The organism is Parahaliea mediterranea (assembly GCF_017255185.1).
Classification (GTDB): domain Bacteria; phylum Pseudomonadota; class Gammaproteobacteria; order Pseudomonadales; family Halieaceae; genus JAFKCZ01.
Window position 1 is genome coordinate 106,458 of sequence record NZ_JAFKCZ010000003.1, and the last position, 18,053, is coordinate 124,510.

General features: G+C 66.6%; 15 protein-coding genes. 5 read left to right on the forward strand and 10 right to left on the reverse strand.

The features are described 5' to 3' along the window. Window positions 1-58: 58 nt before the first annotated feature. The 3 genes from JYP50_RS04105 to JYP50_RS04115 form a co-directional block, all read right to left on the reverse strand. Window positions 59-2,239 (reverse strand): TonB-dependent receptor plug domain-containing protein, encoded by a 2,181-nt coding sequence (locus tag JYP50_RS04105; protein WP_206559206.1) that lies wholly within the window; start codon window positions 2,237-2,239, stop codon window positions 59-61. A 172-nt stretch (window positions 2,240-2,411) separates the two neighbouring features. Then, on the reverse strand, window positions 2,412-4,070 hold the full coding sequence (locus tag JYP50_RS04110) for a mechanosensitive ion channel family protein (protein ID WP_206559207.1): 1,659 nt from the start codon (window positions 4,068-4,070) through the stop codon (window positions 2,412-2,414). A gap of 198 nt (window positions 4,071-4,268) precedes the next feature. Beyond that, entirely contained in the window at window positions 4,269-5,489 is a 1,221-nt protein-coding gene (locus tag JYP50_RS04115; protein WP_206559208.1) for an argininosuccinate synthase, read from the reverse strand. Window positions 5,490-5,630: 141 nt separating this feature from the next. Between JYP50_RS04115 and pyrC the strand changes: the two genes are divergently transcribed. Both pyrC and rnt read left to right on the forward strand, forming a co-directional pair. Then, window positions 5,631-6,677, forward strand: a complete 1,047-nt coding sequence (gene pyrC, locus JYP50_RS04120; RefSeq protein WP_206559209.1) for a dihydroorotase — start codon at window positions 5,631-5,633, stop codon at window positions 6,675-6,677. Window positions 6,678-6,680: 3 nt separating this feature from the next. Beyond that, complete coding sequence (rnt, locus tag JYP50_RS04125) at window positions 6,681-7,316, forward strand: ribonuclease T (RefSeq protein ID WP_206559210.1); 636 nt, start codon at window positions 6,681-6,683, stop codon at window positions 7,314-7,316. A gap of 293 nt (window positions 7,317-7,609) precedes the next feature. On the opposite strand, the gene JYP50_RS04130 is transcribed toward rnt, so the two are convergent. The 4 genes from JYP50_RS04130 to mpl are packed head-to-tail and all read right to left on the reverse strand — an operon-like array spanning window position 7,610 to window position 12,504. Further along, window positions 7,610-8,233 carry an LON peptidase substrate-binding domain-containing protein gene (locus JYP50_RS04130; RefSeq protein WP_206559211.1) on the reverse strand — a complete coding sequence of 208 codons (624 nt, stop codon included), beginning with the start codon at window positions 8,231-8,233 and terminating at the stop codon, window positions 7,610-7,612. Between the two features lie 23 nt (window positions 8,234-8,256). Further along, window positions 8,257-8,514: a YkgJ family cysteine cluster protein gene (locus JYP50_RS04135; protein ID WP_206559212.1), complete on the reverse strand. Its 258-nt coding sequence runs from the start codon at window positions 8,512-8,514 to the stop codon at window positions 8,257-8,259. A 1-nt stretch (window position 8,515) separates the two neighbouring features. Further along, complete coding sequence (locus tag JYP50_RS04140) at window positions 8,516-11,131, reverse strand: efflux RND transporter permease subunit (RefSeq protein ID WP_206559213.1); 2,616 nt, start codon at window positions 11,129-11,131, stop codon at window positions 8,516-8,518. Next, window positions 11,131-12,504, reverse strand: coding sequence for a UDP-N-acetylmuramate:L-alanyl-gamma-D-glutamyl-meso-diaminopimelate ligase (gene mpl, locus JYP50_RS04145; protein WP_277602420.1), 1,374 nt, complete (start codon window positions 12,502-12,504; stop codon window positions 11,131-11,133). Before mpl ends, JYP50_RS04140 begins: the two co-directional genes overlap by 1 nt. A gap of 198 nt (window positions 12,505-12,702) precedes the next feature. Here mpl and JYP50_RS04150 point away from each other — a divergent pair, with 198 nt between their 5' ends. Continuing rightward, window positions 12,703-13,965, forward strand: coding sequence for a 6-phosphofructokinase (locus tag JYP50_RS04150; RefSeq protein WP_206559215.1), 1,263 nt, complete (start codon window positions 12,703-12,705; stop codon window positions 13,963-13,965). An 86-nt stretch (window positions 13,966-14,051) separates the two neighbouring features. Then, on the forward strand, window positions 14,052-14,690 hold the full coding sequence (locus JYP50_RS04155; protein WP_206559216.1) for an inorganic pyrophosphatase: 639 nt from the start codon (window positions 14,052-14,054) through the stop codon (window positions 14,688-14,690). Window positions 14,691-14,766: 76 nt separating this feature from the next. Here the strand turns inward: JYP50_RS04155 and JYP50_RS04160 are convergent, their stop codons facing one another. Then, complete coding sequence (locus tag JYP50_RS04160) at window positions 14,767-15,510, reverse strand: M15 family metallopeptidase (RefSeq protein ID WP_347136719.1); 744 nt, start codon at window positions 15,508-15,510, stop codon at window positions 14,767-14,769. 160 nt (window positions 15,511-15,670) lie between these two features. Here JYP50_RS04160 and JYP50_RS04165 point away from each other — a divergent pair, with 160 nt between their 5' ends. Beyond that, window positions 15,671-15,985, forward strand: coding sequence for a Rieske (2Fe-2S) protein (locus JYP50_RS04165; protein ID WP_206559217.1), 315 nt, complete (start codon window positions 15,671-15,673; stop codon window positions 15,983-15,985). Window positions 15,986-16,147: 162 nt separating this feature from the next. On the opposite strand, the gene sfsA is transcribed toward JYP50_RS04165, so the two are convergent. Together sfsA and JYP50_RS04175 are read right to left on the reverse strand one after the other, a co-directional pair. Next, window positions 16,148-16,855 carry a DNA/RNA nuclease SfsA gene (sfsA, locus tag JYP50_RS04170; RefSeq protein ID WP_206559218.1) on the reverse strand — a complete coding sequence of 236 codons (708 nt, stop codon included), beginning with the start codon at window positions 16,853-16,855 and terminating at the stop codon, window positions 16,148-16,150. Next, complete coding sequence (locus tag JYP50_RS04175) at window positions 16,855-18,030, reverse strand: pyridoxal phosphate-dependent aminotransferase (RefSeq protein ID WP_206559219.1); 1,176 nt, start codon at window positions 18,028-18,030, stop codon at window positions 16,855-16,857. Before JYP50_RS04175 ends, sfsA begins: the two co-directional genes overlap by 1 nt. Window positions 18,031-18,053 lie beyond the last annotated feature (23 nt).

Below are 18,053 nucleotides of genomic sequence, written 5' to 3' on the forward strand. Positions count from 1 at the left end.
GGCCCGGCACCGCGCTAGCGGTACCGGGCCAAGGGGGTAGCGGGTAGTGGCGCGCGTGCTAGAACGCCGAACGCCAGGTGAGGGTGGAGGTCGGCGTGGATTCCTCGATCTGGATCTCGTTCACCGGTTCGCCGTAATCGCGGATGTATTCGACTTTTTCCTGGTCCAGCAGGTTGGTACCACTCAGGCGCAGCACCGAGTTCTCGGTGACATTCCACTCCACGAACAACTCCAGGTTGCCGTCGTATTCGGTGACCACGTACTCCTGGAACTCCGTTTCCAGCGAGTCGTCGCGCTTCTGGTAGGAAATGCCCGCGCCACCGAATCCGGGGAGGTCCTGGGTCAGGCTGATGTTGTATACGTAGTCCGGCTGGTTGCGGAAAGTACGCTCCTCCCCGGTGAAGGGGTCCTCGATCTCGGAGTCGAGATAGGCGTAGTTGGCGTAGAGTCCGGTGTTATCGAGGCCGATAAAGTCCAGCGGGGTGGAAATATCCAGCTCAATGCCCCGCGCCGTACCGTCACCGATATTCATCGGCGTAAAGATACTGCCGCCCCCGTCCGGGAAGGGCACGCCAGTGTCGGTGAGCTCAATCACGTCCTCGATATCGCGGTAGAAGACATTGACACCAATAATGCCCGCGCGGCCGATGCGGTGCTCGATGCCGAAGTCATAGCCCAGGGCGGTCTCGGAGTCGAGCTCCGGGTTGCCCACGGTCAGGTCCTCGTCGTCCGGGGTCTCGTCCTCCTCGAAGGGCGCCACCAGGTCGAACTCAGGACGGCGCAAGGTGCGGGCCACGGAGGCGGTGAGCCGGGTGGCTTCGGTGAGGTCCCAGCGCAGGCTGAGGGAGGGCAGCAGCTCGTCGCCATCCTGGGAGGCGTCGCCATCTTCGTTGTTCACATCGCGCTCGTAGATGTCGTAGCGCAACCCGCCCTCGATGGATAGCTTGCCCACGGGCACGGTCAGCTTGGCGTAGGGCGCCCAGCGGGTTTCCTCGATGTCCGCCTCGACGTCGAAAAAGCCCGCCTGCATGCCCTCGCGCTCGTTCAGGCTGTAGGCCAGGCCGGCTTTCAGCTCGGTCGCCCCCAGCGGCAGGGTATAACTCACCTCCGCGGCATAGTTGTCGTCCTCGATATCGAGATTCTCGTTATCGACCTCCACGCCCTGGGAGATGCCGTCCTCGAAGGCCTCCTCGGACTCCACGTTCACCGTGTCCTCGTCGAAGTGGGAGATCGCCGCGGACAGCGCCAGCTCTCCACTGCCCAGACCCAGGGTGTAGAGGCCGTCCAGGCCCCAGCTGGTCTGGTCGATATCCTCTTTCTGGCGCGCGATGGCCACCAGGTCGCTGTTGTTCACATCGACCGCCTCGCCCTCGTACTCGCGCACGAACTCCTCTTCGCTGCGGTCGGTGTAGACGTAGTAGCCGTTGAGGCGCAGGTTGCCACCGGGCACGTCAAAGCCCACCGAGCCGTTCAAGGACGAATCGGTGCCGTCGCGGGTGTCGTCCTCGAAGGCGAAGCCCTCCAGCACGCCGTCGTCGAAGTATTTCTCGAGCTTTTGCTTGGGGTTGCGGCGCTCCTGGACATTCAGGCCCAGCCAGTAGTCGTAGCCCTCGCCGGCATCGGCGATGGCCACCGAGCCGGTGCCGCGGAAGCGCTCGTCGTCGGCGTAGTAGGTGGTGCCCAGGCGGGTGCTGATGCCCTCCAGCTGGGCGCCGTCCTTGAGGATGATATTGAGGGAACCGGCCACGCCCTGGGAGCTCATGTCCGCGGAGGGCGAGCGAATAATCTCGATGCGCTCCACCAGTTCTGAGGGAATACGGTCGACGAAGAAGGTGCGGTCCGCGCCCTGGCCGGGAATCGGCCGCCCGTTGATCAGCACCTCGGTGTAGGCGGCGTCCAGGCCGCGCAACTGCACCGCGTCGTACTCCAGCACGTCGGAGGTGAACACCACGCCCGGGGTGCGCTTGAGCATTTCCCCCACGGTCTGCGGTTCAAAGCGCTGGAAGAAATCCAGGCCGTAGGCCAGGGTCGGGTTGATGTCGTCGGTGCGGTCGCGGTAGACGTTGTTGCCGGTGACCACGATTTCCTCGATCGGCAGGCCGTTCCCGGCACGCGGCACATCCTGGGCCTGGGCCGGCAGGGCGGCGGCGCACAACGCGCCCAGCAGGACAGCGGCCTGCCCCGGGCGCCAGAGTTCGGCACGGATGGCGGCGGCAATGATTTTCGGTGTGTATCCCATTGCAGGTTTCCCCCTTCTTTTGTCGTCCGCGGGCAACAGCCAAGCCGCTGCATTCGATGAGACTGGCGGCAGGGTAAAGGGAATGTATGACCATTGCGTGACGGCGGGGTGACGCTCGATGAACGCAATATGACGGGGTTCGACCGGGACGCGCCGCCACTGGCGGGATCGGCTATCCGCCCTCGGAATTGGCGGGCGCCGCGTACCAGTGCTCGCGGGGCACGAGCTTGGGTTCGGCGGGGTCCCCTTCGTAGTGCGGCGACATGATCTGTACGCCATGCTCGTTGAACACGTCCTGGATATTGGCGTGCAGCGCGCTGTAGAGCGGCATCATGCGCTCCGCTTCGCGGCAGTAGGCATTGAGCTGGTAGACCACGGAAAAATCGCCCATCGCGGTTTGCAACACGAAGGGTTCGGGACTTTGCGCCAGGCCCTCGGTGCGCCCGGCGGCCATCAGCAGCAGGGCCTCCACCTGCCGCCAGGGCACGTCGTAGCCAATGCCGACCTCCGTGTGCAGGATAATGCCGCGATCGCTCTGGTAGGTGCTGTAGTTGACCACCGCGCTGGACAACACCTGCGAGTTGGGGATGTTGATCTCCTCGTTCTTGAGCGAGCGCAGGCGAGTGGAGAGCGCGCGGACATCCACGACATCGCCGACGTGCTCGCCGATTCTTACCCGGTCGCCCTCGCGGAAAGCGCCGCGATAGGTAAGGCTATAGCCGGCGATCATGTTGGCGATGAAGGACGATGAACCGATGGAGAACACCACCCCCAGGAAGATGCTGACCCCCTTGAAGGCCTCGGATTCCGAGCCTGGAATATAGGGATAGGCCACCACCAGGGCGAAGGCGATGATCAGGATGCGCACGATGCGGTAGGTGGGCATGGCCCAGTCGCGGTCGAAATTCTCCATCCGGATCCAGCCGCGGTCGATGCGCACGAAGAAGGTCTTGGTGGCCTTGAGCAGGAAGCGCACCACGAAGGCCAGCACCACCAGGAAGACCAGGTCGGGCAGCGACTCCACGATGCCCACCCCCATTTTCTGCAGGGGATTGAGAATCAGCCGGAAGATGCTGGTGGCGAAGGGCCGGGTCCAGGGGTAGAGCCCCAGGGCCGAGTTGAGCCAGGTGAGCACTATTGCCACCAGGGCCAGCGCGCGCACGCCCCGTAGCAGGCCGCCGACCCAACTCCACAACTGGGCGGCATCGATCAGCCGGTGGGAGGCGCGCTCGATGCGCTCGATGCGCCGCTTCACCAGGCGCTCGATCAGGCGGTTGAGCCAGGCAAACAGGGCGTTGACGGCGTACAGCAGCAAGCCAGCCACCAGCGTGATGGCAACCAGGATTCCGGTACTGGTCAGCAGGCTGCCGGTACTGCGCGACTTGCGGTATTTGACGATGGCCGCCGCCACCCGCTGCAGGGTTACCTCGGCGAGAACCTCCAGCGGCACCTGTTCCAGGGCGGCGTCGGCGGGAAACAGCAGGGTGAGGTGCTCACCGTCTATGGAGAGGCGTACCCGGTCGGGCAATGACTCCACCGCGCCGGCGGCGGGGTCGATGGCGGGGTTGTCGGCGAGGGCGATAATTTCCTGCTGAATACGCGCGGCGCGCTGCCTGGCCGGCAGGGCGGATACGCCCCGCACCCGAAACAGCGCGACGCCATCCAGACGTACCGGAGCTGAAAGCACACCGTCGTCACGCTGCACCTCGGTGAGGTGCTTCAGCGGCAGGTCCGCCACCGCGTCCGGCGCGACGGGCGTCGAGGCCACGGCCGCCACCGGGGACAGCGTCACGCCGGCCACAACCAGCAGGAGGAAGAGCAGTTTGTACATGGGCGCCCCCGAGGGTTACGCGGATCGATCCGCTTGTCACTCTGCCCGGGTTACCGCTCCGGTTGTGCCTATTTAACCCTGTTATCGCGCCTTTTATCCACTACCCCGCCATCTACGCCATCGGAGAGCCGGGCGCGAACGCGGGCCCGGGCGCCGGGGCGGCGTCCGGGTTGTACCAGGCGGCGCGCCGCCCGGCGGCTACAGCAGCTTGCGCCCCTTGTTGGCGGCGATGCGCATGCGCAGGGCATTGAGCTTGATGAAGCCCTCGGCGTCGGCCTGGTTGTAGGCGCCGGCGTCCTCCTCGAAGGTGGCGACGCTCTCGTCGAACAGGCTGTCCGCGGACTGCCGGCCCTCCACGATCACATTGCCCTTGTACAGCTTCAGCCGCACCTTGCCGTTCACGTGGGCCTGGGACTGGTCGATAGCCGTTTGCAGCATCTGCCGCTCGGGGGACCACCAGTAGCCGTTGTAGATGATCTCGGCGTAGCGCGGCATCAGCTCGTCCTTGAGGTGGGCCACCTCCCGGTCCAGGGTCAGCGACTCGATGGCCCGGTGGGCCTTGAGCATGATGGTGCCGCCAGGGGTCTCGTAGCAGCCCCGGGACTTCATGCCCACGTAGCGGTTTTCCACCAGGTCGTCGCGGCCGATACCGTTGGCGCCGCCGATCTTGTTGAGGCGCTCCAGCACGGTGGCCGGGCTCAGCCGCTCGCCGTCGATGGCCACGATGTCGCCGCGCTCGTAGTCCAGCTCGATCACGGTGGGCACATCGGGGGCCGCCTCGGGGCTCACGCTCCAGCGCCACATGTCCTCCTCGGCGCCGGCCCAGGGGTCTTCCAGCACGCCGCCCTCGTAGGAGATGTGCAGCAGGTTGGCGTCCATCGAGTAGGGGGATTTCTTTTTCTTGCTGGAGAAATCCACCGGGATGTTGTGCTTCTCGCAGTAGGCCATGAGGGATTCGCGGGAATTCAGGTCCCACTCCCGCCACGGGGCGATCACCTGGATACCCGGCTTGAGGGCGTAGGCGCCCAGCTCGAAGCGCACCTGGTCGTTGCCCTTGCCGGTGGCGCCGTGGGAAATGGCGTCGGCACCGGTCTCGTTGGCGATCTCGATCAGGCGCTTGGCGATCAGCGGGCGGGCGATGGAAGTGCCCAGCCGGTATTCGCCCTCGTACAGGGCGTTGGCGCGGAACATGGGGAACACGAAGTCGCGCACGAACTCCTCGCGCAGGTCGTCGATGTAGATTTCCTTGACCCCCAGGGCCTCGGCCTTGGCCCGGGCCGGCTCCACTTCCTCGCCCTGGCCGATATCGGCGGTGAAGGTCACCACCTCGCAGCCATAGGTCTCCTGCAGCCAGCGCACAATCACCGAGGTATCCAGTCCCCCGGAATAGGCCAGCACTACCTTGTTCACATCAGACATTGCTCGTTCCCACGCTCTCTAGAAAGGGCGCACATTCTACTCCCCGCGGCGGTGGCTTGCCACAGGGGCGCCGTCCCAGGGTGTCGCCCCGGCCCCACATACGGTAGCATTCGCCCCTCAAGCTACTGCATTCGGAACACCGTGACTGAACTGACCCTCACCCGCCCCGACGACTGGCACGTCCACCTGCGCGACGGCGCCGCATTGGCCGACACCTGTCGCGACATGGCCCGCTACTTCGGCCGCGCCATCGTGATGCCCAACCTGACCCCGCCGGTGACCACGGTGGAGGCGGCGTCGGCCTACCGCGAGCGCATCCTGGCGTCCATGGCGGACCTGCCGCGGCAATTCGAACCGCTGATGACGCTCTACCTCACCGACCAGACCAGCGCCGAGGAGGTACGGCGGGCCGCCGACAGCGACTTCGTGCACGCCATCAAGCTCTACCCCGCCGGTGCCACCACCAATTCCGCCGCCGGCGTGGCGGACCTGGACAGCCTCTACCCCACTCTGGCGGCCATGGAGAAACACGACCTGCCGCTGCTGGTGCACGGCGAGGTCACCGATCCCGCGATCGACATTTTCGACCGCGAGAAGGTGTTCATCGAGCGCCACCTGGCACCCATCGTGCAGCGCTTTCCCGGCTTGCGGGTGGTGCTGGAGCACATCACCACCGCCGATGCCGCGGCCTTCGTCGGGGAGACCCCGGCCAATGTCGCCGCCACCATCACCGCCCACCACCTGCTGCTAAACCGCAACGACATGCTGGTGGGCGGTATCCGGCCCCACTACTACTGCCTGCCCATTCTCAAACGCAATACCCACCAGCAGGCGCTGCTGGCGGCGGCCACGTCCGGCAGCCCCAAGTTTTTCCTGGGCACCGACTCCGCCCCGCACACCCGCGCCGCCAAGGAGACCGACTGCGGCTGCGCCGGTGTATACACCGCCCACGCCGCCATCGAGTTCTATGCCGAGGCCTTTGCCGCCGCGGGGGCGCTGGACAAGCTGGAGGGCTTCGCGGCCCATTTCGGCGCCGATTTCTACGGCCTGCCGCGCAACAGCGAGCGCATTACCCTGGAACAATCCCCCTGGGACGTCCCCGCGCAACTGCCCCTGGGCGGACAGCCCCTCACCCCCCTGCGCGCCGCCGACACGGTGGCCTGGCGGGTGCGCGAGACGGGCGCCTGAGGTTTGCTGGAGTATCGGGCACAGCGCATCCGCGACCGTTTCCGGGGATTCCTGCCGGTGGTGGTGGACGTGGAGACCGGCGGCTTCAACGCCGGCACCGACGCCATCCTGGAGATCGCCGCCAGTATCGTGCGCATGGACGAGGACGGCGTGTTGGCGGTCCACCGCACCCACAATTTCCTCGTTAAACCCTTCGAGGGCGCCAATATCGAGCAGTCGGCGCTGGACTTCACCGGCATCGATCCCTGGCACCCCTTCCGCGAAGCGGTGGAGGAGGACCAGGCACTGGGCGAGCTGTTCCGCGTGGTGCGCAAGGAGATCCGCGACCAGGACTGCAACCGCGCCATTTTGGTGGGCCACAACGCCCACTTTGACGCCGGCTTCGTCAACGCGGCAGTGGCGCGCTGCGGCATCAAGCGCAACCCCTTCCACCCCTTCTCGCATTTCGACACCGCCACCCTGGCCGGGCTGGCCTACGGCCAGACGGTGCTGGCCAAGGCCTGCGCCGAGGCGGGCATCACCTTCGACAACAGCGAGGCCCACTCGGCGGCCTACGACGCCGAACGCACCGCGGAGCTGTTCTGCGAGATCGTCAATCGCTGGCGGGAATCCGGCGGCTGGATGCCCAGTTTCGACTGAGTTCCGCACCGTTTAGTGTGCGCCTCGCGGCAGCGTTGTGCGAATGAATTCGCACCTACAGGGGGCGGGGAAGGCCTCGAACTCGTTGTGCGAATGAATTCGCACCTACAGGGGGGGAAGGCCTCGAACTCGTTGTGCGAATGAATTCGCACCTACAGGGGGGGAAGGCCTCGAAATCGTTGTGCGAATGAATTCGCACCTACAGGGGGGGTCGCTACACCTGTAGGGTCGAATTCATTCGACCAAATTGCCGCCCTACCCCGCTGCCGGGCCGGCCGCATTCGCCCCCCGCCCTAATCCTCCCCGCTGATGCGGTTGAGGACTTCGTTGAGCGCCGCCACCAGCTGCGGCAGCTCATCCAGCCCTAGCAGGCTGTATTTCAGGGACTCTTCCAAGGGTAACAACTGGGCCAGCGCATAGCACACCTGCCAGGCGTTGTCGTAATCAATCGACAGACCCATGCGCTGCACGTGGGGATGGGTTTCCAGGCTCTGCAGCACCTCCACCAGGGCTCCCCAGTCCGCCTGCACCGGGGCGGGCGCCGGCGGCGGCTCCAGGCTCACCTCGCCCATTACCAGGCCACCGTCGGCCACCCGGGTGGCGTGCAGGCCAAATCGCTGGCGGCCTTCAATGGTGATGCCCAGCAGGCCGTCCTTGAGCTGATCCCAGTCCACGATGCGCGCGTAGGTGCCCCAGTCACCCAGCTCCGGGCTGGCCTGCCCCCGCTGGGCGACCTCCTCCCCGCGGCGAATCCACACCACCCCAAAGCCGCTGTCCCGGCGCATGCAGTCGCGCACCAGGTCGAGGTAACGGCGCTCGAAAATGCGCAGCGGCATGCGCCCCCAGGGCAGCAGCACCCCGGAAAGGGGAAACAGGGGGATTTCGCTAGTCTCGGGTGTATCCACGGAATCGGTCATAAACAGGCATCAATCAGCGGGGGTCAGCAGGGCAGGCTCACGACTTCCAGCCGTTGCAGGCGCGCCAGGGCCTCGGCCCGGTCGCGGCCGCAGACACTGTCCTCCGCCTGAAACTGGGCGCACGCCGCCGGCCGGCGCGGGTCGCCGAACAGGCGGCAGCGCATGGCGTCGTCGAGGTGAACGCAGCGCACTCCCGCCGGCTTGCCGCGGGGCATGCCGTGAAACGGCCGGGCGATGGAGGGCGCGATGCAACAGGCACCACAGCCCGGGCGGCAGTCCATATCAACGCCCTTCCGGTCCCAGCGGCTTGAACAGGATGATCAACAGGGGCAGCAACAGCAACGCCCCGAGCACGGCGGCGATCATCGCCAGCACGGTGAGCAAACCGAAGTAGATGCTGGGGTTGAAGTTGGACAGGGTGAGCATGGAAAACCCGACGACCACGGTCACCGTAGTGTAGTACATGGCCCGGCCGATACTGCGGTGACAGCGGTACAGGGTGGCCAGGTAGTCGCGATCCTTGGGAAACTCGCGCAGGTAGCGGTGCACGTAGTGGATACAGTCGTCCACGCCGATACCCACCACGATGGCGGCGATGGTGATGGTCATGATGTCGAGGGGGATACCCAACAAGCCCATGACGCCCAGCACCAGGCCCGCCGCCAACACGTTCGGCGCCAGCGCGATCAGCGCCAGGCTCAGCGAGCGAAACAGCAGCACGAACATCACCAGGATGGCCAGGAACACCGCCCCCAAAGTGAGGATCTGGGAGCGAAACAGGCTTTGCAGCACATTGTTGTACAGCACCAGCATGCCGGTGAACTGCACGTCCTCCGGCGCCACGCCGAGGGTGTCCACCAGGTCGGCGTGCAGGCGCTTGAGGAAGGCGTCCCGGCGCAGGGTCTCGCTGGTCTCCATGACCCGCACGGTAATCCGCGCCTGGTCGTCCTGCGCGGAAAAATAGGGGTTTACCATCAACGCCGCAATGTCCCCGGGCAAGCTTTTTTGCACCAGGGCCAGTTCCACGCTGCCGATGTCGTCCCCCATCAACTGCCGCACCACCTGGAAAGTGGTGGACAGCGACAGCACCTTGCCCGACTCCGCCTGGCGATCCACCAGCGCGTGGGCCGCGTCGATGCGCTCCATGCCGGCGAGGGAGAACCAGTAGCTGGGTTGAAAATTGCCGTCCCCGGCCGGGCTGTCGAAGGCGAAGCTGTCGTCGCCGAAACCGTCATCGGCGAAGTCATCGCCCCACTCATCGTCGTCAACGGCTGCCGACGCGGAAAAATCCTCGCTCTCGTCCAGGAAAGGATCGTCCGCCGCCGGCGGCGCCGCCTCGCCGACATTGTCGGCTTCCAGCCCCGGCAGCGGCGCGTCCTCGTCGGGCGCGCTGAGCACGATATCCAGGGGAATGGTGCCGCCGAGCTTGGAATCGAGCAGCTCCATGCCGCGGTAGATCTCGGTGGTGTCCTTGAAGTAATCGATAAAGCGGTTTTCCACCTTGAGCTGGGACACCCCCGCCAGCACCAGGACGCACAACACCGCGGTGACGACGACAATCGTGCGGTGGAAATGGTCCGTGGCCCGGGCGAAATAGAGGGTGAAGGGCTCGCCCTCCGCCGCGTAGCGGAAGGGGCGCCCCTTGGGCCACACCAGGATAAGGCAGGGCACCAGGATAAAGGCCAGCACCAGCGCCACCAGCACGCCCGCGGTCATCATCCAGCCGAAGTCGATCACCGGCTGCAGGCCCGACACCACCAGGGACACGAAGGCCACGATGGTGGTGATTCCGGTATAGGTGCAAGGCACGGCCATCAGCCGCACGGTCTCGCGCACCCGCTGGCGCAGGTCGCCGTCGGGGTCCGCGGCGTGCAGCTCCCGGTAGCGCACAATGAGGTGGATGGAAATCGCCAGGCTGATGATCAACAGCACCGCCACGAAGTTCGAGGAAATGACGGTCATGCGCCAGTCGAAATAGCCGAGGATGCCCAGCATCACCAGCACCGACGCGCTACAGGTGGCCAGGGGGATCACCACCCAGCGCACCCGCCGGAAGATAAGCGCCAGCACCAGCAGCATGACCCCGAGAATGGCGCTGCCGAACAGCACCAGGTCGCTGCGCACGAAGCTGACCATGTCGGCGGCGATCATCGGCACCCCGCCCACAAACAAGCGCGCGTGCTCGCGGTAGCCGTCGGTGATGTCGCGCACCGACTGTACCAGCCGGCCCTGCCGTTCCAGGGCCACCGCGGTGTGCGCCTTGAACGCGGCCTCGACCGAGGCCAACTCCGCGGTCTCGGCGGCGCTGAGCTCGCGCTCATTGCGGGCCTGGCGCAGGGCCTCCCGCTGGCGCAGCAGTTCGAAATAGCGCTGGTCCCGGCGCAGGTTGATCTGCACCGCGGTCAGCGTGCCGTCCTCGCTCACCAGCAGTTGCGAGTAAATCGGGCTGGCGGTGAACTCCGCCAGCGCGAGCTCGCGATCGACGCCCGGATCCCGCAGGGTGGGCAGCGGGTCGCCGCCGGTGATATCCGACAGCGATACCGGCGGGCTCTGCAGCAGCGGCACGTCCAGCACCGTCACCACCGAGGACACCCCCTCCAGCTGCCGCAACTCGTCCGCCATCGCCGACAGCGGCGCCAGGGAGGCCTCGCTCAGCAGCGGCGCCTCCGGCTCCCAGGTCACCAGCAGGAAGTCCTCGGAGCCGTATTCGCTGCTCACCTTGCGGTAGAAATCCAGTGCCGGGTCGCCCTGCAGCATCAGCGAGTCCGCCGAGGCGTCGAGTTTGATCTTCGGCAACTGGCTGGCACAGGCCAGCAACAGCAGGCCTACCAGGGCCAGCCACAGCCATGGCCGGCCGAGAATCAGTCGGTCAAACAGTTTGGTCAGTGTCTCGAACATCAGCCTTGCGCGCTCTCCAATTGCCGCAGCACGCGCCGATGTACACCGCCGAAGCTGCCGTTACTCATGATGACAATGCGATCGCCCGGGCTCGCGCCCGCCGCCACTTCCGCGGCCAGTTGGTCCAGGTCGCTGAACAGCCGCGCCGGTGCCGGGCTCGCCTGCACCACACCATCGAGGGACCAGTCCATGCCCGGAGGCTGGTACCAGTACACCGCGTCCGCGGTGGCGGTGGCGGCGGCCAGCCGTTCCCGGTGGCTGCCCAGGCGCATGGTGTTGGAACGCGGTTCGATCAGGGCGATCACCCGGCCCTGCCCCACGTGGGCGCGCAGGCCCTCCAGCGTGGTGGCGATAGCGGTGGGATGATGGGCGAAATCGTCGTAGACGTAGACGCCCCGCGGGCTGCCCAGCAGCTCCAGCCGGCGCTTGACGCCGCGAAAGCCGGCCAGTGCCTCCACCGCGACTTGCGGGCTCACCCCTACATGCCTTGCGGCCGCCATCGCGGCCAGGGCGTTCTCGATATTGTGGCGGCCGAGGAAGCCCCACTCCACGGCCAGCGGCGCGGCATCCGCCAGATGCAGGACAAAAGCGGAACCGTCCTCGCGCAGCAGTTCCGCCCGCCAGTTGGCCGGCGCCTCCACCGCGAAGGTGCAGGTGGGCGTCCAGCACCCCTGCTCCAGCACCGCGTCCACCGCCGCCACCCCCGCGGGATGAATCACCTGGCCCTCGCCCGGCACGGTGCGCACCACGTGGTGAAACTGGCGCTGGATGGCCGCGAGGTCGGGAAAAATATCCGCGTGGTCGAACTCCAGGTTGTTGATGACCAGCGTGCGGGCACGGTAGTGCACGAACTTGGAGCGCTTGTCGAAAAAGGCGGTGTCGTACTCGTCCGCCTCCACCACGAAAAAGTCGGTACCACCGAGGCGGGCCGACTGGCCGAAATTGGCCGGCACCCCGCCGATCAGCAGCCCCGGGGACATGCCCGCGTATTCGAGAATCCACGCCAGCATGCTGCTGGTGGTGGTTTTGCCATGGGTACCGGCCACCGCCAGCACCCATTTGTCGCGCAGCACGTGTTCCGCCAGCCACTGCGGCCCCGAGATGTAATCCAGGCCGCGGTTGAGCATGTATTCCACCGCGGGGTTGCCACGGGTCATGGCATTGCCCACCACCACCTGGTCCGGGGCCGGCTGCAGGTGCTCGGGCAGGTAGCCGGCCATCAGCTCGATGCCCGCGGCTTCGAGCTGCGTACTCATGGGAGGATAGACATTGGCGTCGGAACCGGTCACGCGGTAGCCCAGTTCCCGGGCCAGGAGGGCGATGCCGCCCATGAAGGTACCGCAAATACCGAGTATATGTATGTGGCCTTTCAACAGGGACTCCTCGATCGACGCCGCGAGTGTAGCACGCGCCTCACCGTATCCGCAGCGCATCCGCCCCACAGGGACCCACTAGTGAACGCCGGGCGGTAATACTACCCATGCCGGTCCACAAGGCCCGAGCTTTCGCGTATCATGCGCACTTTTCACGAACGGGTCCGCTGCGGACCCTCGCGCACCACGGATTCCCCCATGGCCAGGAAAAACGCCTTCTACGCACAGTCCGGCGGCGTCACCGCCGTGATCAACGCCTCCGCCTGCGGCGTCATCGAGACCGCCCGCGAACACCGCAAGCAGATCGGCAAGGTCTACGCCGGCCGCAACGGCATTATCGGCGCCCTGCGCGAGGACCTCATCGACACCAGCAAGGAGAGCAAGGCGGCCATCCGCGGCCTGCTCACCACCCCCGCTGGCGCCTTCGGCTCCTGCCGGCACAAACTCAAGAGCCTGGAGGAAAACCGCGCCGAGTACGAGCGCCTGATCGAGGTGTTCCGCGCCCACGACATCGGCTACTTCTTCTACAACGGTGGCGGCGATTCCGCCGACACCTGCCTCAAGGTGTCGCAGCTCAGTGAGTCCATGGGCTACCCGATCCAGGCCATCCACGTCCCCAAGACCATCGACAACGACCTGCCGCTGACCGACAACTGCCCGGGCTTCGGCTCGGTGGCCAAGTACATCGCCATCTCCACCCGCGAGGCGGCGCTGGACGTGGCCTCCATGTGCGAGACCTCCACCAAGGTGTTCATCCTGGAAGTGATGGGGCGCCACGCCGGCTGGATCGCCGCGGCGGCGGGCCTGGCGGTGGAGCAGGAGGGCGACGCCCCGCACATCATCCTGTTCCCGGAGGTGGCCTTCAACCGCGAGAAATTCCTCGCCCGGGTCAAGCGCACGGTGAAGAAATACGGCTTCTGCGTGATCGTGGCCTCCGAGGGCACCCAGTACAAGGACGGCACCTTCCTCACCGACTCCGGCGTGGTGGACGCCTTCGGCCACCAGCAACTGGGCGGACTCGCGCCCTCCCTGGCGGAGATGGTGAAGTCCGAACTCGGCTACAAATACCACTGGGCGGTAGCGGACTACCTGCAGCGCTCGGCCCGGCACATCGCCTCCCAGACCGACCTCGACCAGGCCTACGCCGTGGGCCGGGCGGCGGTGGAGTTCGCCGTGGCGGGGAAAAACGCGGTGATGCCCGCCATTGTGCGCGGCAAGGGCAAACGCTACAGCTGGTCCATCGGCGAGGCGCCCCTGTCCGAGGTGGCCAACCGCGAGAAGAAAATGCCGCGCGGCTACATCACGCGCGACGGCTTCGGCATCACCGAGGCGGGCCGGGAGTACCTGGCGCCGCTGGTGAGCGGCGAGGCCTACCCCGAGTACCGCAACGGCCTGCCCCGCTACACGCGGCTAAAACTGGCCGGCGTACCGCGCAAGCTGAAGACCCGCTTCGCCGTCTGAGGGCGGCCCCGGGGCACAAGATTTTCGGCGCCCGGGGGAGTACAATACCGCCCCCCAAAACCACCCCTTGCTAACCGAGGTATCCCATGTACAAGAACCGTGAGTTGAACCGCTGGCGCCGTCACCCCTGGCACGGCCTCCACACCCGCGCGGAAGACTCCCCCGAGGACATCGTACAGGTGTTCGTGGAAATGACCCCCTCCGACGTGGTCAAGTACGAGCTGGACAAAAACTCCGGCTTCATGATGGTCGACCGCCCCCAGCGCACCACCTCCAGCCCGCCCGCGCTGTACGGCTTTATTCCCCGCACCTACTGCGCCGAGGAAGTGGCCAAGCGCTGCCCCGACGTCGACGAGGCGGACGGCGACCCGCTGGACATCTGCGTGTACTCCGAGCGCCTGATCACCCGCGCCGACATCCTGCTGAACGCCCGCGTGGTGGGCGGCATCCAGATGATCGACGACGGCGAGGCGGACGACAAGATCGTCGCCGTGCTGGAAGGCGACAACATCTGGGGCGACGTGCAGGACATCACCGACCTGCCCCCGATCAAGATCGAGCGCCTGCAGCACTACTTCTCCACCTACAAGATGGTGCCCGGCAAGGACATCGACATCAAGGTGGACTTCGTCTACGGCCGCGAGGAAGCCCTCAAGGTAATCGCCGCCGCCCAGAAGGACTACGACACGCACTACGGCCACCTGCACGGCCAGTCCGAGGACTGACACCGGCAGCGGCACCCGACAGACGGATAGGCCCGCTACGGCCTATCCGCTTGTCGCCCCTCGTATCCGGGGCAACCTACCTGGCCGGGCACCAATCCGGCGGCACCGTCACATAGCGCGCCACCAGCATCTCCAGTTCCGCCTCGATCTCCCCCCGCAAGAGCAGGCCGTCCGGCGCCAGATGCCGACGCCAGCAATCTCGCAGCAACCGCCCCCCCATGCGCGACTCACAGTCCCGCGCCGACCCGGCATGACTGAGATGCCAGCGCTCCGGCGCCACCCCGCCGCGATCGACCCCGTAGGGACGGTAGAACCCGCGACTGCGCCCCGCAGCCATGCGAGCGTCCAGCCAGCGGTGCAGGGGGCCGAACACGCCGTCGTCCGCCACCTCCCCGGGAGTGAGCTGCACCCGGTAGTCCGCGGCCACCGCCGCGGCGTCGTAGACGTCGAGATCGGTGCCCCAGTGGTGCCGGGAGGCCCCGGGCAGGGCGGAGAAACGCAGGATGGCGCGCAGCTGCTCCCCGGGCGCCAAACGCGCCATGTCGAGCGGCCGGCCGCGGTCGTCGTGCACCGTCCGGACACCCCCGGCCTTGGCGTTCCAGATCGCGCGCTGCCGCTCGAAGGAGCGAAAACCACTGGCGATGCGCAGGTCGAATCCGGCGGCGGCGGCATCCCTTTGCAGGGCGGCGAAGTCGCCGGCCACCGCGGGGCACAGGCGGTGGCCGCCGGGCACCTCGACGAGGTGGCTCTCGTCCACCCCGGTGAGCTGGTCGGCGCTCAACACCGCGACACCCCGCGGGGGACGGGCGTCTTCGGGCACGCGGCATGGAACAAGGGGGAGAGATTCACGGCAACGCTTGATTCGGGGGCACGAAGCAGGACAATAGCGCACTTTTCGCAGCCCTGACAAAGGCCGACGCGCACTGAGGCAGCCATTTGCCAGCGAACCGCCAGAAGGCAGCCAACGGAAGGAGACAACCATGAGCCGCATCGGCCACATCGACGACTTCGAGGACGACAGCAGCGCCAGCATCCAGGTGGACTACCTGTCGCTACTGGTGGTGAAGAAAGCGGGAGAGCTGTTCCTGTACGAAAACCGCTGCCCCCACGCGGACGACACCCTGGACCCGATGGGCGGCTCGGTGGCGAGCGCCGACGCCATGCTGGTGGTGTGCCAGCGTCACGGCGCGGAATTCCTCAGCCACAACGGCGAGTGCGTGGCCGGCCCCTGCCTCGGCGAGTCCCTGCGGCCGGTGCCCTTCACCCTGGCCAACGGGGATATTTACCTCGACTAGTGAATGGTACCCTGTGCCGAATGGCACCTACTTAAGTCGAAAACAGGGTATTCGTTCTCTGTAGGGTCGAATTTATTCGACCAAAAGAGGTGCTCACGGCAGCAATGGCCGAATAAATTCGGCCCTACAACGCTTAGGTAAGCACCATTCGCACCCTGTGCCCTATTCAACCGCATCGAGACTAAAAGGCAGGGCCCGCCCCAGGGTCAGCCCCCGGGTGGTGACATCGGTGGCGTGGGCCAGCACCTCCAGCCCCTCGTCCATGGCCTCGGCCAGCGCGTCGCGGTACCTGGAGTCGATATCGCCAGCGGCGCACACCCGCTCAATGCCGCTGTGAAACACGCAGAACAGCAACACCGCCCGGGTGTCGGCGTCGCGCACCGCCTGCAGCTCGCGGATGTGCTTGCGCCCGCGCTCGCTGACCGCGTCCGGGAACGCGCCCCAGCCGTCCTCGCGGCACAGGGTGACGCACTTGACCTCCACGTACACCCGGCCCCGCTCGCCTTCAAGCAGTAGGTCGGCGCGGCTGCCGCCGCCGTATTTCACCTCGCGGCGGAGGGTCGGATAGTCGTCGAAACCGCGCACCCGCCCCGCCTCGAAGCCCTCGTGCACCACCCGGTTGGCCAGGGCCGAGTGGATACAGGCCATGCCCCGCGGTGTATCCACCAGCTCCCAGGTGTGGGGGTACTTGCGGGTTTTCGAGGCGCTCATCGACAGCCACACCGGCGCCCCCTCGGGCATGCAGCCGGTCATGGCGCCGGTATTCGGGCAGTGGGCGGTTATCACCTCGCCGTCGGGCAGCTCGACATCCGCCAGGAATCGCTTGTAGCGGCGCAACAGGCGGCCGCGCACCAGGGGTCCAAATTCCATTAACGCAACACCCCCGCCAGGCGCGCCACCGCCTCCTCCAGCCGTTCCAGTGACGTGGTATAGGAAAAGCGCACGTGCTCATTGGCCCGCTGGCGGCCGAAATCCAGCCCGGGGGTCAGCGCCAGGCCGTGCTCCTCCAACAACTGCAGGCAGAAGGCCTGGCTGTCGTCGGTGAAGCGGCCGGCATTGGCGTAGATATAGAAAGCGCCCTCCGGCGTGCAGGGCACCTCGAAGCCCAGTTCCCGCAGCGCCGGCAGCAGGAAGTCGCGCCGCGCGCGGAAGGCCTCCCGGCGCTCGTCCAGAATCGCCCGGGTGGCGGGCTCGAAACAGGCCAGGGCGGCGTGCTGGGCCATGGTGGACATGGAAATGAACAGGTTCTGGGCCAGCTTTTCCAGCTCGGGCACCGCCGCCGCCGGCGCCACCAACCAACCCAGGCGCCAGCCGGTCATGCCGAAGTACTTGGAAAAGCTGTTGATCACGAAGGCGTCGGGGTCCACTTCCAGCACCGATGGAGTGGCGACATCGTAGCCCAGCCCGTGGTAGATCTCGTCGACCAGCAGGTAACCGCCGCGGGCCCGCGCCGTGGCGGCCAGCGTCGCCAGCTCCTCGCGGCGCAGCACGCTGCCGGTGGGATTGGCCGGCGAGGCCAGCAGGGCCCCGGCGGTGTGCTCGCGCCAGTGCCGCTCCAGCAGCTCGCCGGTCAACTGGTAGCGCGTTTGCGGCCCAACCGGCACCAGTTGGCCGCGCCCCTCCACCAGGCGCAGGAAGTGCCGGTTGCAGGGGTAGCCCGGGTCGCTCATCAGCAGCGATTCTCCGGGGTTCAGCAACAGCGCCGACAGCAGCAACAGCGCCCCCGAGGCGCCGGGTGTAATCACGATGCGGCCGGGGTCGATATCCAGGCCGTAATCCCGCTGGTAATAGGCCGACAGGGCCTCGCGCAGCGCGGGCAAGCCCGCCGCCTCCGAGTAGTGGGTGGCGCCCCGGGCCAGGGCGGCCCTGCCCGCCTCGACAATGGGAGCGGCGGTGGCGAAATCGGGCTCGCCGGCGGCCATGTGCACGACATCGCGCCCCGCGGCGGCCAGCGCCCGGGCCCGGGCGAGGATCTCGACCACCCGGAACGGCTCGATTTCACGCACGCGCGCGGCACTGCCACGGCGCTCGAATACGCTGGGCATAGGGGAATTCCATCTGTCAGTTG

Bases quoted from the DNA above. Each gene is read 5' to 3' on its own strand.
- JYP50_RS04110 (WP_206559207.1), bottom strand. From the start codon at position 4,070: ATGTACAAACTGCTCTTCCTCCTGCTGGTTGTGGCCGGCGTGACGCTG.
- JYP50_RS04150 (WP_206559215.1), top strand. From the start codon at position 12,703: ATGGCCAGGAAAAACGCCTTCTACGCACAGTCCGGCGGCGTCACCGCC.
- JYP50_RS04135 (WP_206559212.1), bottom strand. From the start codon at position 8,514: ATGGACTGCCGCCCGGGCTGTGGTGCCTGTTGCATCGCGCCCTCCATC.
- JYP50_RS04115 (WP_206559208.1), bottom strand. From the start codon at position 5,489: ATGTCTGATGTGAACAAGGTAGTGCTGGCCTATTCCGGGGGACTGGAT.
- JYP50_RS04130 (WP_206559211.1), bottom strand. From the start codon at position 8,233: ATGACCGATTCCGTGGATACACCCGAGACTAGCGAAATCCCCCTGTTT.
- sfsA (WP_206559218.1), bottom strand. From the start codon at position 16,855: ATGGAATTTGGACCCCTGGTGCGCGGCCGCCTGTTGCGCCGCTACAAG.
- JYP50_RS04140 (WP_206559213.1), bottom strand. From the start codon at position 11,131: ATGTTCGAGACACTGACCAAACTGTTTGACCGACTGATTCTCGGCCGG.
- JYP50_RS04165 (WP_206559217.1), top strand. From the start codon at position 15,671: ATGAGCCGCATCGGCCACATCGACGACTTCGAGGACGACAGCAGCGCC.
- JYP50_RS04155 (WP_206559216.1), top strand. From the start codon at position 14,052: ATGTACAAGAACCGTGAGTTGAACCGCTGGCGCCGTCACCCCTGGCAC.
- JYP50_RS04105 (WP_206559206.1), bottom strand. From the start codon at position 2,239: ATGGGATACACACCGAAAATCATTGCCGCCGCCATCCGTGCCGAACTC.
- JYP50_RS04175 (WP_206559219.1), bottom strand. From the start codon at position 18,030: ATGCCCAGCGTATTCGAGCGCCGTGGCAGTGCCGCGCGCGTGCGTGAA.